Source organism: Acinetobacter sp. yr461 (assembly GCF_900110445.1).
GTDB lineage: Bacteria > Pseudomonadota > Gammaproteobacteria > Pseudomonadales > Moraxellaceae > Acinetobacter > Acinetobacter calcoaceticus.
Genome location: NZ_FODU01000026.1, coordinates 1 through 15,606, shown reverse-complemented (window position 1 = coordinate 15,606; position 15,606 = coordinate 1). Strand labels below are relative to the sequence as shown.

14 protein-coding genes, 1 rRNA gene and 1 pseudogene are annotated in these 15,606 nt (G+C 36.7%); 8 read left to right on the top strand and 8 right to left on the bottom strand.

All coding sequences use genetic code 11. The features are described 5' to 3' along the window. Positions 1-20 precede the first annotated feature (20 nt). Positions 21-479, bottom strand: coding sequence for a hypothetical protein (locus BMW38_RS18665; protein WP_092710930.1), 459 nt, complete (start codon positions 477-479; stop codon positions 21-23). Between the two features lie 228 nt (positions 480-707). Here BMW38_RS18665 and purE point away from each other — a divergent pair, with 228 nt between their 5' ends. The 3 genes from purE (at position 708) to BMW38_RS18650 (ending at position 4,346) form a co-directional block, all read left to right on the top strand. Continuing rightward, positions 708-1,223 carry a 5-(carboxyamino)imidazole ribonucleotide mutase gene (gene purE / locus BMW38_RS18660; protein ID WP_002115451.1) on the top strand — a complete coding sequence of 172 codons (516 nt, stop codon included), beginning with the start codon at positions 708-710 and terminating at the stop codon, positions 1,221-1,223. A gap of 9 nt (positions 1,224-1,232) precedes the next feature. After that, the gene (locus BMW38_RS18655; RefSeq protein WP_092710927.1) at positions 1,233-2,354 is read left to right on the top strand and encodes a 5-(carboxyamino)imidazole ribonucleotide synthase; all 1,122 of its coding nucleotides are present in this window, start codon (positions 1,233-1,235) and stop codon (positions 2,352-2,354) included. Between the two features lie 699 nt (positions 2,355-3,053). Then, complete coding sequence (locus BMW38_RS18650) at positions 3,054-4,346, top strand: lytic murein transglycosylase (protein ID WP_213031198.1); 1,293 nt, start codon at positions 3,054-3,056, stop codon at positions 4,344-4,346. A gap of 62 nt (positions 4,347-4,408) precedes the next feature. Here BMW38_RS18650 and BMW38_RS18645 read toward each other — a convergent pair whose 3' ends face one another. The 6 genes and pseudogenes from BMW38_RS18645 to BMW38_RS18620 all read right to left on the bottom strand — a co-directional run bounded on the left by BMW38_RS18645 (position 4,409) and on the right by BMW38_RS18620 (position 10,894). Beyond that, the gene (locus tag BMW38_RS18645) at positions 4,409-4,783 is read right to left on the bottom strand and encodes a hypothetical protein (RefSeq protein WP_003656007.1); all 375 of its coding nucleotides are present in this window, start codon (positions 4,781-4,783) and stop codon (positions 4,409-4,411) included. A gap of 101 nt (positions 4,784-4,884) precedes the next feature. Further along, positions 4,885-5,865: pseudogene (locus BMW38_RS18640) on the bottom strand (M57 family metalloprotease). Between the two features lie 111 nt (positions 5,866-5,976). Next, the gene (locus tag BMW38_RS18635) at positions 5,977-6,894 is read right to left on the bottom strand and encodes a matrixin family metalloprotease (protein WP_092710921.1); all 918 of its coding nucleotides are present in this window, start codon (positions 6,892-6,894) and stop codon (positions 5,977-5,979) included. A 329-nt stretch (positions 6,895-7,223) separates the two neighbouring features. After that, entirely contained in the window at positions 7,224-9,164 is a 1,941-nt protein-coding gene (gene dnaK / locus BMW38_RS18630) for a molecular chaperone DnaK (RefSeq protein WP_003656004.1), read from the bottom strand. A 118-nt stretch (positions 9,165-9,282) separates the two neighbouring features. Further along, positions 9,283-9,837 (bottom strand): nucleotide exchange factor GrpE, encoded by a 555-nt coding sequence (gene grpE / locus BMW38_RS18625; RefSeq protein WP_092710918.1) that lies wholly within the window; start codon positions 9,835-9,837, stop codon positions 9,283-9,285. Between the two features lie 163 nt (positions 9,838-10,000). Further along, complete coding sequence (locus BMW38_RS18620) at positions 10,001-10,894, bottom strand: LysR family transcriptional regulator (RefSeq protein ID WP_244524361.1); 894 nt, start codon at positions 10,892-10,894, stop codon at positions 10,001-10,003. Between the two features lie 107 nt (positions 10,895-11,001). Between BMW38_RS18620 and BMW38_RS18615 the strand changes: the two genes are divergently transcribed. Both BMW38_RS18615 and BMW38_RS18610 read left to right on the top strand, forming a co-directional pair. After that, positions 11,002-11,868: an MBL fold metallo-hydrolase gene (locus BMW38_RS18615; protein WP_092710915.1), complete on the top strand. Its 867-nt coding sequence runs from the start codon at positions 11,002-11,004 to the stop codon at positions 11,866-11,868. 392 nt (positions 11,869-12,260) lie between these two features. Beyond that, positions 12,261-12,491: a hypothetical protein gene (locus BMW38_RS18610; protein WP_000733015.1), complete on the top strand. Its 231-nt coding sequence runs from the start codon at positions 12,261-12,263 to the stop codon at positions 12,489-12,491. A 168-nt stretch (positions 12,492-12,659) separates the two neighbouring features. Here BMW38_RS18610 and BMW38_RS18605 read toward each other — a convergent pair whose 3' ends face one another. After that, entirely contained in the window at positions 12,660-13,022 is a 363-nt protein-coding gene (locus BMW38_RS18605; protein ID WP_092710912.1) for a hypothetical protein, read from the bottom strand. Positions 13,023-13,233: 211 nt separating this feature from the next. Here BMW38_RS18605 and BMW38_RS18600 point away from each other — a divergent pair, with 211 nt between their 5' ends. The 3 genes from BMW38_RS18600 to BMW38_RS18590 all read left to right on the top strand — a co-directional run. Next, positions 13,234-14,304: an alpha/beta hydrolase gene (locus BMW38_RS18600; protein WP_213031197.1), complete on the top strand. Its 1,071-nt coding sequence runs from the start codon at positions 13,234-13,236 to the stop codon at positions 14,302-14,304. 157 nt (positions 14,305-14,461) lie between these two features. Then, positions 14,462-15,013: a peptidylprolyl isomerase gene (locus BMW38_RS18595; protein WP_213031196.1), complete on the top strand. Its 552-nt coding sequence runs from the start codon at positions 14,462-14,464 to the stop codon at positions 15,011-15,013. Between the two features lie 422 nt (positions 15,014-15,435). Beyond that, positions 15,436-15,606, top strand: a 16S ribosomal RNA gene (locus BMW38_RS18590); the annotation flags it as partial.

Sequence of the window (15,606 nt, the reverse complement as noted above, 5' to 3'; positions counted from 1 at the left end):
ATTATTTTCTAAATACCTAATTATCTTGCTGGGTGTTTACACGCTTTTTTTAGAATTTTAGAAAATTGTTGATCTCTTGGCGTTGGATCTTCATAGTCAAAAGCATAATTACTGTCTGTTGTGGTTGTACTCAAAGCGCCGTCCGGCTCAAAATTAGACATGGCATAACCATAGGTCTGATCGTCACAGTAAATTCGATATTCAGTAATTGAATATACATTTCCTGCCTCAGTTGCACCAAGATAATAACCAGTCATAAGAACGGGTTCTCTCTCATCAGTAGCAGATGTTCCCGTGACAATAAATTTCTCTTGGACTTTGCCAGTTAATGCTCCACTTTTGATTTCTCCGTTATAACCTTTTTCTTTATTTAAAGTTTTAATGGTTTTTTGAAATTCACCGATGTTTAAATTTACTAAGGCCGCATAACTCATTGTTGTGCAAAGTGTGAGTGTTAAGAATCCAAGAAATTTTTTCATTATTAAGCTCTTATTGATTTCATTAAGCGCGCTATATTAATAAAATTTGAGAATGTGTCACTGTTAAACCATGACATTTTTTTATGAGATTAAAAATATTCGCAGAGCTGGTCAGTTAAATTTTCGTGAGATGAAAAATCAGTCTATAATAATGGGCTTCCGAACCATTTAAAACTTGGCTCTCGTCGAGATTTATCTTCTTTTACTTTTGTCTCTGGAACATTAGCAATGAATGCGGCCGCAGCACAAGACGCTCAACCTCTCGTTGGAATTATTATGGGTTCTCAATCTGATTGGGCAACTCTCGAAAACACAGCCAATATGCTTAAACAGCTTGGTGTCCCATTTGAAGCGGAAGTGGTATCTGCTCATCGTACTCCAGATCGTTTATTTGAATATGCAGAAACTGCGCGTGATCGTGGTATTCAAGTGATTATTGCTGGTGCCGGTGGTGCAGCGCATTTACCTGGAATGTGTGCCGCAAAAACTGATTTACCAGTTTTGGGTGTGCCAGTGAAATCATCAATTTTAAATGGCGTAGATTCTTTGCTTTCAATCGTACAAATGCCAGCTGGTATCGCAGTAGGTACTTTAGCGATTGGTCCAGCAGGTGCGACGAATGCTGCAATTATGGCGGCACAAATCTTAGGTTTAACTCGTCCTGAAATCGCAAAAAATGTTGCTGATTTCCGCGCTGCGCAAACTGATAAAGTTGCAAGCAAAAATATTCCGGGTCAGGTGTAAGAGGCTGAGATGGATAAAACTATCGGTATTTTTGGTGGTGGGCAACTGGGTCGAATGATGGCTCAAGCGGCGTTACCATTAAATATTCAGTGTACTTTTTTTGAAGCAAATACAGATTGTCCAGCAGGTGTTTTAGGCCAAGTCTTTTCTAGTCAAGATGAGCAAGGTTTAAAGCAGTTTATTGAAAGTGCTGATGTTTTCAGTCTTGAGTTTGAAAATACGCCAGTTGAAGATGTTGATGTTTTAACACAAACCAAAGCATTGCACCCTCCCCGTGTTGCTTTAGCAACTGCGCAAAATCGCTTGTCAGAAAAAGCATTGTTTGATGAACTTACTATTCCTGTAGCGCCGTATCGTGCTGTAGATAGCTTAGAAAGTTTGAAAAAGGCTGTTGCTGAGCTTGGTTTACCGATTGTGCTTAAGACAGCAACTGGTGGATATGATGGTAAAGGTCAGTTTGTACTTCGTTCAGAAGACCAGATTGACACCGCTTGGGCTGAACTTGGTCCTGCAAAAAGTCTAGTTGCCGAAAGCTTTGTTAAATTCTCTCGCGAAGTTTCAATTATTGCGGTCCGTGGACAAAATGGTGAAGTAAAAACTTGGCCATTGGCTGAAAATCACCACCATAATGGCATTTTATCGCATTCAATTGTTCCAGCACCGAATAGTGAAGCTTTACAGCCTGTTGCTCAAGACTACATTACACGGTTGTTGAATCACCTCAACTATGTTGGTGTGTTGACTCTAGAGCTGTTTGTGACAGAACAAGGTTTGTGTGCAAATGAGATGGCACCACGTGTGCATAACTCAGGTCACTGGTCAATTGAAGGCGCTGTCTGTTCTCAGTTTGAAAACCATATTCGAGCTGTTGCAGGTCTTCCATTAGGTTCAACAGACGTTGTTCGTCCAACGGTCATGATCAATATTATTGGTCAGCATCCTAAAACTGAAGATGTACTTGCCTTAAATGGTGCTCATCTACATCTTTATAACAAGTCTGAACGTGCTGGCCGTAAATTAGGCCATATCACTTTAATGCCTGTAGATAGTAATGAATTGACGGCCTTATGCCGTCAATTGGCGAAAATTTTGCCAGAACCACTCGCTCTAACAGCAGATATGACCCTCTAAATAGTTTTAATTTTGCAAAAAAGCGATCTTCGGATCGCTTTTTTTATCTTTTAAATTTAAATCATAATTATTTGGGGTTTGTGGATAACTTTTTATGTGAATTTTTGAATTTAAATATTGGTGGTGTTTTTAAATTTAAAAAAGTGAAAACAGGTTTTACATTGTTTTGAATTTAAAGTTAGTTATCCACAAGAGAGTTTAATTTATAACAGATGGTGGAGGCTATATCTTTTGAATTCAAAACTAATGATGTTTGTTGAAGCATTTTTAAATTCAAAATAACGTGGCAAGTTTGAATTTAAAACATGGGGTGGTTTTTGAATTTAAAAATACAGATTGTTCGGTTGATTGGATTTGCCGTGTCATAAAGAATGATGAAATATAGAATGGAATCAATAAATAGTACTGTTTTTCTCGACTGTGGATAAGTTTATCCACAGAAACACATGTTTTATAGTTTAAATTTAAAATAAGGTTTTTGAATTTAAACTATGCGCTATTATTTTGAATTCAAAACTGGAGATGTACACTGGTTGAAGTTTTAAATTCAAAATAAAGTGAAAAATTTGAATTTAAAACACTGGAAATGAATTTAAAGAAGAGATTATGAATTCAAATTTACGTTTTCTCTCTGAAATTTTAGACTCATAATGGTATGGTACTTAAAAATTTAAATTCAAAAATTGAAACTGGGATAATATGCGACGTTTTTCTTGTATTGTTGGCTCTGTATTTTTAGCAATGACTCAGGCTCAAGCAGAGCTCGTAATTAATGGTTCTGCAATATCTAGCAGTGCCACTGTTCCGGCAGTGACTAACGAAAATTATACGCCTAATAATAATTTCCAAAGTTGTTTGGCAAATTTACGCTCTCAAGCGATTGCTGCCGGAGTCTCTGGTACAACCTATGATCGTTACACTCAAAACTTAACTTCAGATTATTCGGTTATTGATAAGTTAAATTATCAACCAGAATTTTCGACACCAATTTGGGATTATCTTTCTGGCTTGGTAGATGAAGAGCGTGTTGAGCTTGGAAAACAAAAGTTGGCGCAATATCGCGATGTTTTAAATCGTGCTTCTCAAACTTACGGCGTGCCACCAGAAACAATTGTGGCAGTGTGGGGTGTTGAAAGTAATTTTGGTGATATTTCTGGAAAATATCCTTTATTACAAGCACTCGGAACTTTAAGTTGTGAAGGTCGCCGACAAAGTTATTTCCGTACTGAATTTTTTGCCACCATGCGTATTTTACAGCGTGGTGACTTAACTGAAGATCAGCTGAAAGGTTCATGGGCTGGGGCATTTGGACATACGCAATTTATGCCATCGACCTATGAACGTTTAGCTGTTGATTTTGATGGAGATGGTCGTCGCGATTTGGTGTCTAGTACAGTTGATGCATTGGCTTCAACGGCTAATTTCTTAAATAAAGCAGGTTGGCAAGCAGGAATGCCATGGGGTTTTGAAGTAAAAGTTCCCCAAGGTATGTCAATTGATGGAGAAGGGCGACGCTCAAAGAAAGCTTTAAGTAGCTGGAGTACACGAGGTGTTACTCGGATTGACGGCTCTCCACTTGTCCAAGGAGCTTTATCTAGCAGTACTTCGGCAGGTTTAATGGCACCAGCAGGCGTAAATGGTCCAGTATTCTTAGTATTTAAGAATTTTGATGCTATCTATAGTTATAACGCTGCGGAAAGTTATGGTCTTGCAATTGCTCATCTATCTGATCGTTTAAAAGGCGCTCGTCCTTTTGCGACATCTTGGCCAACTGATGATCCAGGAACTTCACGTGCAGAACGTCGTGAAATCCAACAGTTTTTGATTAATCGTGGCTACGATATTGGCGCGGTTGATGGTCTTATTGGGGATAAAACCCGTGTAGCTATTCGTCAAGAGCAAACTCGTTTAGGTTTAAATCCAACCGGACGAGCAGGGCAACAAATCTTACGCGCATTCCGTCAAGAACAAGCCCAAAAAATGATGCAATAAACTGAAAATAATAAAAAGGTCTGCACGTGCAGACCTTTTTTATAAGTATTTGTATAAGATTGCTAATCTAATTTAACCGCTTCTAATATATCAAAAATAACTGAAGTGACATCTTGGCTTAAATCTCGATCATTAAAGATTTCATACGCAGTGATCGTAACATCTGTATCACTGGGTAATTGCTTTTGTTCTTCTTCAATTAAATGTTCAATCGGTAGCAGAGTCTGTTTCACTTCAAGATGCAAAATATCTTTATATTCAATATTTTCATCTTCAAGCTCGATTTCATGCTCATTGAAAAAGGGGATTAGAATAGAATGAAGATACGGTTTGATTTCAATAATATCAAACAGTTCAATATCGCGTGTTTGTTCAATTGTGCTGATATGATCATTTACTTCAATCAGGATATGATAGTAACTCATCTTGATCTCCATTCTATTTTCGTTAGCTCTTATGACCACAATAACATGACTTTGATATGAATTTCGATGTATCTATCTAGAAATAGATACATCATTTTATATCAAGTTCTTAATTATTGAGGTAAAGCGCTCAATAGATCACGATCAGCATCGGTAAGGCCAGTGATTTTTCTGTCACCATCTTTACGAACTGAGTACATCAATGCATTTGGCTGATCACTGTGTTTTAAGCCAAGCGCATGTCCTAGCTCGTGAGCAATCGTTAAACGTAAATCATCAATAGACTTGAACTCATAAATCACAATTTGTTTGCCGTTGTAGATACCTTTTTTAAAGACATCAGCTTGAGCATTTTGCTTAAATTCATTTAATGAATTATTAAACTCATTATTAATCTGATTAAAATGAGTAACTTTGACATTTAAATCTTTAGCTTGCTCATTATATGCAGCAATTTCTTTCTTTAAAGCAACAGTTTGCTTTTGCAAATCTTTCTGGGTTTTAGCCAAAGATTTAGCACTATATTCAGGTGCTAATTTGCCTTGGTTAAGTTGCATAATTTGCTGGTCAAGATTTTTCAATTTGCCATTCAAAATCTGTTTTTTATTTTCAAGGTCAGACTGAGTTTGACCAAGGGTTTGCTTCAATTGCTTAATTTGTTGCTGTTCATCAATTACACGTTGCTGTTCTTGCTGGAACTGAGCTGCAATTTTTTGACGCTGTTCAGAACGACTTTGACCATTATCGTAAACTAGACGAATTTCTAACTTTGCATTTGGATCATAAGTAAAATAATCCTGCCCAGTGCCTTGTTTCCAAATATCTGCAGCTTGTTGGCTAATCTGAATCAATTGATCTTGGCTCAAACCAAAACGTGGATCAATTTCAGCAATTTTATAAGTCAGGTGCTGACCCGCTTTTTGCTGAATTTGAGTATGAGCTGGAGTGGCAAGATTAGCATTAGCCTGAAAATTAGAAAAAGCAAAGGCTACGCCTAGTAACAAAGATGTTAAACGCATAATAAAAGAGGGGGAGATTTAAAAAAAACGTATTATAAGAATATAAAGTGAAAAATCAATCAAAAAACATACAATTCAGATAAATAAATGAGACTTTAGTCTCATTAGTTTTTACCAAGTGCAAAATTATTTTTTAGATAAAATTCAATATGTTTAGTTTTATTTAGTTTTTTTAATTATTTAACTTTAATTATTTTCCTTAATTGAACTATATATTGAGCCTAATAACTCTAAATCTGAATCTGTTAATTTGAAATTATGAATATCTTGCTCTTTTAAACGGGGGTACATTAAAGATTTGGGATCAGTGGTATGTTTTAGTCCTAAAGCATGGCCAAACTCATGAGCAAGGGTCAAACGTAAATCATTTAAAGAAGCATAACCGTAAATTTGAATTTGGTTTTGACTGAATAAGCCTTTATGAAAGGTCTGAATACTGGTTTTTTGTTCTAGCTTAAATTGTGTCATTAACGTTGTTAAATCGCTTTGCTCTTGATTTATGTCTTTAATTTTTTTGTTAAGCATTTGAATTCTATAATTTAAATTATTTGATTCATTTTGCAAATTTCCAGATATTTGCTGTAGTTGATTCTGCCGCTCTTTTAATTCATCGGCACGATAGTATTGATGTTCCCCTTGGTTAAAGCGGGTTACGTCTCGTTGATAGTGTTCAAATTCAGCTTTTAGACTGATCTTTTTTTTGTTCAAATCAGATGATAGCTGATCAATTTCCTGTTTGTTTAAAATAATCTCTTCATTTTTAATGCGCCATTGTTCCTGCTTTTGTAAAAGAGCATTTAAATTTTCTTGTTGTTCACTTTTAATAATTTGATGATCATCATAAATTAAGTTAATTGATAACTGTGCTTCTGAATCATAAGAAAAATAGGTTTTTCCCGTCTCTTTGTGCCAGATTTCAGCAGCTTGTTGGCTTACTTCAATAAGTTGTTCTTTAGTGAGTTGAAACCGTGGGTCAATAAAAGCAATTCGATACTTTAAAGGCTGATTAGATGAAGCAATTGGTAGATTACTTTGAGCAAAGATCGTCGTTTGTAAGCCTATGCATAAACACAAGCTAAGTCCCCACCATAGAAATTTTTTCATGGCAAAATAAAAAATATAAATAAATCTTATTGTTAGCTACTTAATTAATTTCGTCAAAATGATAAAAAATGCAGGAGAGTGGGAGAATTTGTGATCTGGCTATAAAAATTTAAAAAGATGTTTTTAGACTTGGCAATAATGGAATAATTAATGTAATAAGTAACAATGTCTTTTAGTTTATAAAATCTTTTTTATAATTAATAGATTAGTTTTTATCATTGATCTTTTTGACATTAAGATAATTAAAAATCTCCTTTAAAAAGCTATTGTTATTTTTTGTAACCCATAAAAAACCGCGCCTAAGCGCGGTTTTTTATTAAAGAAACAAATTATTTTTTGTCATCTTTAACTTCAGTAAACTCTGCATCTACAACGCCATCGTCAGCTTTTTGTTGACCTGCATCGCCACCTTGGAATGCATTTGGATCAAAGCCTTCTGCACCACCAGCTTGCTGTGCTTGTTCATAAGCACGTTGAGTGATAGGCATTAAGATATTTTGTAAAGCTTCAGTTTTAGCTTTGATATCTTCAACATCATTTTCTTTTGTTGCTAATTCAAGTTCAGAAACCGCAGTACTTACAGCTGTTTTTTCATCTTCAGTAACTTTATCACCAAGATCTTTTACAGCTTTGTTTGAGCTTGAAATTAATGCATCAGCTTCGTTACGAGCTTTTGCAAGTTCTTCAAACTTACGATCTTCTTCAGCATTCGCTTCAGCATCTTTAATCATTGCTTCGATTTCAGCATCAGACAAACCTGAGTTTGCTTTAATCTGGATTGATTGCTCTTTACCAGTGCTCTTATCTTTAGCAGATACTTTCAAGATACCATCAGCATTGATGTCGAAAGATACTTCAATTTGTGGCACACCACGTGGAGCAGGTGGAATGTCGCCTAATTGGAAGTTACCCAACAATTTGTTTTGTTGAGCCATCTTACGTTCACCTTGGTAAACAGAAATGTCTACAGCAGGCTGGTTGTCAGCAGCAGTAGAGAACACTTGTGATTTCTTCGCAGGAATCGTCGTGTTTTTCTCAATGATTGGTGTTAATACACCACCCATTGTTTCAATACCTAAAGTTAATGGTGTTACGTCTAATAAAAGAACGTCAGTTTTGTCACCAGACAATACTGCACCTTGAATCGCAGCACCGATTGCAACTGCTTCGTCAGGGTTCACGTCTTTACGTGGCTCTTTACCAAAGAATTCTTGTACTTTTTGTTGTACAAGTGGCATACGAGACTGACCACCAACCAAAATTACGTCAGAGATGTCAGAAGTCGAAAGACCAGCATCTTTAAGCGCGATACGGCAAGGCTCAATGGTACGAGCAACTAAATCAGCAACTAAACCTTCAAGTTTTGCACGTGTTACATTGATCACTAAGTGTTTAGGACCAGTTGCATCAGCAGTGATGTATGGAAGGTTGATTTCAGTTGCATTTGATGAAGAAAGCTCGATTTTTGCTTTTTCAGCAGCTTCTTTCAAACGTTGTAACGCAAGTGGGTCATTTTTCAAGTTCACACTTTGTTCTTTCTTAAATTCTTCAACCAAGAATTCAATTAACGCGTTATCAAAGTCTTCACCACCAAGGAAAGTATCACCATTTGTTGATAACACTTCGATTTGTTGGTCGCCATCAAGGTCTGCGATTTCAATGATTGATACGTCAAAAGTACCACCACCTAAGTCGTAAACAGCAATTTTACGATCGCCTTCTTTTTTGTCCATACCGAACGCAAGTGCAGCAGCAGTTGGTTCGTTAATGATACGTTTAACGTCTAAACCAGCGATTTTACCCGCATCTTTAGTTGCTTGACGTTGAGCATCATTAAAGTAAGCAGGAACAGTAATAACTGCTTCTGTAACTGTTTCACCTAAATAGTCTTCTGCAGTTTTCTTCATCTTTTTCAAGATTTCAGCAGAGATCTGTTGAGGCGCTAATTTTTTATCGTTTACTTCTACCCAAGCATCACCATTGTCAGCTTTGATGATTTTATAAGGTACAAGGCCGATGTCTTTTTGTACCGCTTGATCTTCATAACGACGACCAATTAAACGCTTAATAGCGAATAATGTATTTTTCGGGTTAGTTACTGCCTGACGCTTAGCACTTTGACCCACTAAGATCTCGCCATCTTTATAAGCAATGATCGATGGAGTTGTACGTGTGCCTTCAGCGTTTTCGATTACTTTTACTTTATCGCCTTCAAGTACAGCAACGCATGAGTTGGTAGTACCTAAGTCAATACCAATAATTTTTGCCATGTGACGTTTTCCTCAAAAATTCTTTTGCAATGTTTTTGCTTGTTATCCGATATGAGAGTGAATCTATTTTTTTCAAGCGTTTTAGCGAAAAAAAATCTAAAAACTCTCAATTTTTTATTTATTGACCAACCATAACCATAGCAGGGCGCAATAAGCGACCATTTAAGGTATAGCCTTTTTGTAAAACGGTACCGATTTCATTCGCTTTAGCGTCTGGGGCAATGCCCACTGCTTGATGTAACTCTGCGTTGAAACCATTTTGAGTGTCAGCTTCTACAACACCAAATTTTTCCAGCGTGGTTAATAGTGACTTCAAGGTTAACTTAATGCCCTCAAGTACAGGAGTTTCTTCATCACCCGCTGCTTGAATCGCACGCTCTAGATTGTCTACAGAATCCAGCAATTCTTTTGCAAATTTTTCAAGCACAGTTTCCTTATGCTTCTCAGACTCACGTTGAATACGCTCTACACTTTTTTGTGCTTCGTAAACAGCATTCGCTGTACGTGCTTTTTCAAGTTTAAGGCTTTCTTCTAATTTAGTGATTTGCGCTTGTAAAGATTCAACGGTAACGTCGTTTGCTTGCTCTCCACCTTCAGCCTGAGTTTGCTCATTAGATTGCTCTGCTTGCTCGTGTTGAATGTCTTGAGCTTGCTCATTTTGCTCATTAGCCATTGATGATCTCCGTTTAAATGGGTTTTTAAACATGTACAGTCCTTTTTGGCATCAGTATTTACTGTGTAAAACCTGAACTGCCATGCATATGCTGTAATTCATTAATAGGTATGAAGTATGGGCACTGCCTAAAAATTCAAGCGTACACGACAATTTAAAGCTTTTAATTTTGCGGTTTTAAGTAAAAATCTAAATTTTCGATCATAAAAGCAATAAATTCCTGCGTTATTTTGGGTAAATGCTGCCTAGATGCATATACCACTGACAGACTTAATTCCGGCGCTGAAAAGTTTTTAAATAAAGGAACTAGTCGTTTTTCTTTTAAATCTTTTTTAACTAATAGTGAAGGCAACATAGCTACACCCTGAGCATGTAGACACATATCATAAACAGCATTTACATCATTACTTTTAAAGGTAACGTTTAAAGGATAATTCTGTGGTTGTTGCTCTTCATCAAAAAGAGTCCAGTATTGATGCTGGCTATGGTGAGCTAAACATTCATATTGAATAAGTTGTCTTGGGTGGGAGAGGGGGCTGTGCTGTTTTAAATAGTCTGGATGAGCACAAAATACCGATTCGATCTGGCAGACTGGTCTCGCAATTAATCCATCTGCAACTTTTTGCGTTATACGCAAAGCTAAATCGACCTGTGCATCAATCAAGTCAATTGTATTTTCAGTAAGATATACGTCAAATTGAATATGTGGATGCTGCTTTTTAAATTGACGAATACATTCCCCAACACCTAATTGAAATAAAAATAAACCACAGGTAAAGCGAATCGTACCGTTATGTTGTTCGGGTGCTGCCAGCTCTTGTAGAAGTTGTTGTTGTTGTAAAATATTTTCGCAGTAGAGTAGGGCTTTTTCACCGGCTGGAGTGAGAGATATTTTTCGTGTATTTCTTTGAAATAGTCGAGTTGAGAATGTGTGCTCTAGGTGCTCAAGATAGCGAGAAACCATGGCGCGGGAATAATTAAGATGTTCGGCGGCTTTAGTTAAATTGCCATGTTGAGCAATAGAAACAAAGACGTGTATGGCTTTTAATGTATCCATATGCTTTATCATTATTACAATATATGCAACAGTTTATCTTAATTTAGTGCATTTATCTTACAGAGATTGCAATTTAAAGTATTCCTCATGAAATTGGAGAATACATAATGAAATTTTTTAAATTAACTGCTTCAGCCCTAGCAACTGCCACAGCTTTGACAATGGCTTCCTCAGCTTTTGCGCAAGATCTAAAAATCCAAAGTTTTCTGGCTAAACCCGAACATTTTGGCGTGACTTCTACTTTAATTGAAGGCGATAAAGAAGTTTTATTGGTTAATGCGCAATTTTCAAAATCTGAAGCATTACGTATTGCTGCCGACATTATCGATAGCGGTAAAACGCTAAAGACAATTTTCGTAAGTTATGGTGATCCTGACTATTACTTTGGCTTAGATGTATTTAAACAGTATTTCCCAAATGTACAAATCATTGCAACGCCAGAAACTGTTAAACATATTCAAGATACTCAAGCGCTGAAAGTGAAATATTGGGGTCCACAAATGGGTGCAAATGCACCTAGCCAAATTGTTGTGCCGCAAGCTTACACTGCTAAAACTTTAAAGCTAGAGAATGAGTCCATCGAGATTAAAGGTAAGAAAGAACTTACTTATTTATGGATTCCTTCTTCAAAAGCAGTAGTAGGTGGTATTCCTGTCTCTTCAGGCATTCATTTATGGATGGCAGATACACCAAAAGTTAAAGATCGTAATGAGGTGATTCAAACTCTAGAAAGCATTAAAGCACTTCAACCTCAAACAGTTGTTCCTGCTCATATGGTTGAGGGAGCTCCACAAGGTTTAGATGCGGTTAACTTTTCGATCGACTATCTTAAGAGCTATGAGAAAGCCGTTAAAGTAAGTAAAAATGCGAGTGAGCTGAGTCAACTCATGCAAAAACAATATCCAACATTAAAAAGTGTGGATAGCCTAGAGCTAGGTGCAAAAGTTGTAAAAGGCGAGATGCAGTGGCCGTAATTTAAATCGAAATATCGCAAATTTGTAGAGAAGCCGTGGTGTATACCCGGCTTTTTTTAATGGGAAAAGGAATTTTTAGGCAAAAAACCTCTGTAACATTCTACGCACCTTATATAGTGTTTCTATAAATAGAATTTTTTTGAGTAGAGTAAAAGGCTCAGATAAAAATTGAAAATTGATAAAATTAAACAAAAGCTTAAGTTGCTACCTTTATATAAAAGATAGAGCTAAGAGTAGGGAAGTGAATTTAATAAAAAATTGCACAATTTGTACTTCTATTACTACAAAAGACAACCAATGATACGCACGCCAGAAAAAAAAATTGTGAATTATAGGCAGCGCGAAGATGATCTTTGCATTTAAGTGTTTGTCGTAATGAAAGGAAAGCGATTATGAAAAAATTAGGTCTTATCTCTGTAGTACTTGCTGGTGTTGCTTTTACAGCTGTTGGTTGTGCATCTGAAGCTGGTTTAAATGCATCAGGTTCTGCTCAAACAAGTGCTAGCCCATCTGGCGTACAAGCTGGTGTAGGTGTTGATGCTGGCGTTTCTGGCCAAGCGCAACCAGGTCAAGTTGATGCTGGCGCTTCAGGTTCAGTTTCAGGCTCTGCAACTGCTCAGTAATTCTTAGCGATAAGAACATTTAAAAGATTATGGAATACATATATTCAAGATGCCGATTTATATATGAAATGAGCTGCTACTCATCATTCTATAATTAAGAGAATTTAGATGTCTCAAAAAAGCCCCAAAAGACTTAACTTCATTGGGGCTTTTTATATAGTAATGAATTTAGTCATCATGACGAGAATCTCGGCGATTATGATCCCGATCTTCTACTCGTTTTTTATCCCATTCGTGGCGTCTTTTATCGTCATCACGGTGTTTTTTATCCTCGTCATGGCGTCTTTTATCCCATTCTTGACGATTTCGATCCTGTTCGCGAGCAACTCTTCGTTGTTGTTCATATATTCTTTGACGTTCTTCCCAGCGTTTCCGCTCCCAATCATTATATCGACGTCCATCATTGCGATCATAGCGATTAGTATCATGGTAACCATAGCCACCACGATAAGAAGGGTCATCCGTATAAGCAACACAGCCTACAGTTAAGAGACTGGTTGCTAATAAAGTAACAACTAGTTTTGTTGACATAATCTTACCTCTTTTTGTCTGTTAACAATAATTGGCAAAAAACTCCTGCTTGAAACGACAGATTTGTTAATGACATTTGCTTTAAATCAGATTAGCGTAATTTAGTTTTTACCTTTGTATCTTGATTACATGAGTTGTATGCGAATATAGTCAAACAGCAACAGAATTCTGTAGAAAATATGAAGGATAAGAGGAATTCATGGAGATAGGCATGACAGCATTTAATCAAAAAATTCAAACATTGCTAGATAAGGGCCAAGGGCCCGCTGCTCGAGCTCTTGATAAGTTACCTCGATTAGCTCAAGAATCACTTGCCAAAATTCTTGGGTATTCTTACCAATATCCAGATCTGGACTCATTTACTAAATGCCTGATGGCTGTACAAATTAAGCAGGGGCGTATCGGTTTTATTGGTCCAGATCCAATTGAATCCAGAAGGCAGTTTGATACGCAAATGTTAGCCATACGCCAGAAATCAACAGAGATTGATTCAGTAGAAGATATTCGTTTACCTCTTCAAAGTGGAACCGTTTTCGCGAGACACTACCACCCGGCTTCTAATAAAAAATTGCCTCTTCTTGTTTTCTATCACGGAGGGGGATTTGTTGTGGGTGGATTAGATACTCATGATGAGGCGTGTCGTATATTGGCAAAATATGCAAAAGTACAAGTACTCAGTATCGATTATCCTCTTGCACCTGAGGTTTCTCCTCAACATTTAATCCAGTCTTGTGAAGATGCTTTGGCTTGGGTATATCAAAATCGTAGACAATTAAAAATATTAAAAGGTCGAATTGCGGTAGCTGGTGATAGTGCAGGTGGAAACATCAGTACGGTTGTCGCTCAAAGATCCGTAAATAAACCTTATGCTCCACAGGCACAACTTCTTATTTACCCTACAGTCGATTTCAAGAGCCGACATCCATCCTTCTATGCCTATAACGAAGGATTGGTTTTGACAGATAAAGATATCGATAATGTCACTCAATATTATGCAACCCAGCATAACGTAGAATTAGACGATCCTATTATTTCTCCAACCTATGGAAACTTGAAGAAGAATCCACCGGCTTTTGTGATTACTGCTGGGCATGACGTATTACATGATGAAGGGAAAATCTATAGCTATAAGCTACGCCAAAATGGCGTCAAAATGCATTATGAAGAATACTCAGATCAAACGCATGGATTTATAAATCTGACGCCTATTTCTAAAAAGGCCAAACGTAACACCATTGAGTTCAGTAAAAACTTTAGAAAATTTTGGGATAAAAATAGCTAAATAAAAGTTTGGTCCATGTTTCACGTGGAACGTGGACTCATACTCAAATCTAAAATATAAGGCTTTAAATAAAAGATAATAAATACTCACTAGAATTCTTTTATATAGACGATTAAATTTAACCTTTATTAAGTTTTGCATTTTACTGTAGGAAGATATGAAAAAATTATTAATGCTATGTTGCTTGGGTTTAAGCAGTCATTCAGTCTGGGCTGACACTTTAGTTGAAATGCAAACAAATTTAGGCAACATAGAAATACAACTTTATGATGAGAAAGCCCCAATCAGTGTGAAGAATTTTAAAAGCTATATAAAGTCGAACTTTTATAAAGATACGATATTCCACCGCGTCATTCCTGGTTTTATGGTACAGGGTGGTGGGCTTACTGCAAATATGCAGGAAAAGACCACTCGAGCACCAATCAAAAACGAAGCTGGAAATGGGATTGCTAACACACGCGGAACCTTAGCAATGGCTCGTACCGCAAATCCTGACTCTGCTACTAGTCAGTTCTTTATTAATGTCGCAGATAATAGTTTTCTAAATCGCTCTGCTAGTAATGCTGGTTATGCAGTTTTCGGAAAAGTGATTAAAGGAATGGATGTGGTTGACCGTATTGTAAAAGTACCGACAATCACTGATGGAATGCATCAGAACGTCCCTAAACAACCTATTAAGATAATAGAAGTGAAAATCAAAAAAGAATAAAAATAAAAGATTTTAATATTTATTGTTTATTATCAATAATTTAAACCGTTGTTTTTACTTTTTTTGATTTCGATTGGGTGAAAAAGAATCGATCAAACACATATATTTGGAAAAGTGCTTGCGTACCATTTTTTTTCCCCTATAATGCACTCATCCCGACGCGATACATGAGAATATCTTAGCTTACAGGGTTAAGATGAAAAGCTTAGTATTGCGTTGAATTCTGTCTCTGACGAAGAGCAGAAAGATCATTAAGAGATTATGAAGAACAACTTGTGTGGATTTTTACTGATTGATTAATCGAAATATTATCATTGATTGATTGGTTTAAATTACTCGAAGTTTATTTGAGCGAAATTTAAGTCAGAAAATTGATGAGCCAGAATTGGCACCTTGTCTTTAATAAGGTGCAAAATGATTTTTAACTGAAGAGTTTGATCATGGCTCAGATTGAACGCTGGCGGCAGGCTTAACACATGCAAGTCGAGCGGAGTGATGGTGCTTGCACTATCACTTAGCGGCGGACGGGTGAGTAATGCTTAGGAATCTGCCTATTAGTGGGGGACAACATTTCGAAAGGAATGCTAATACCG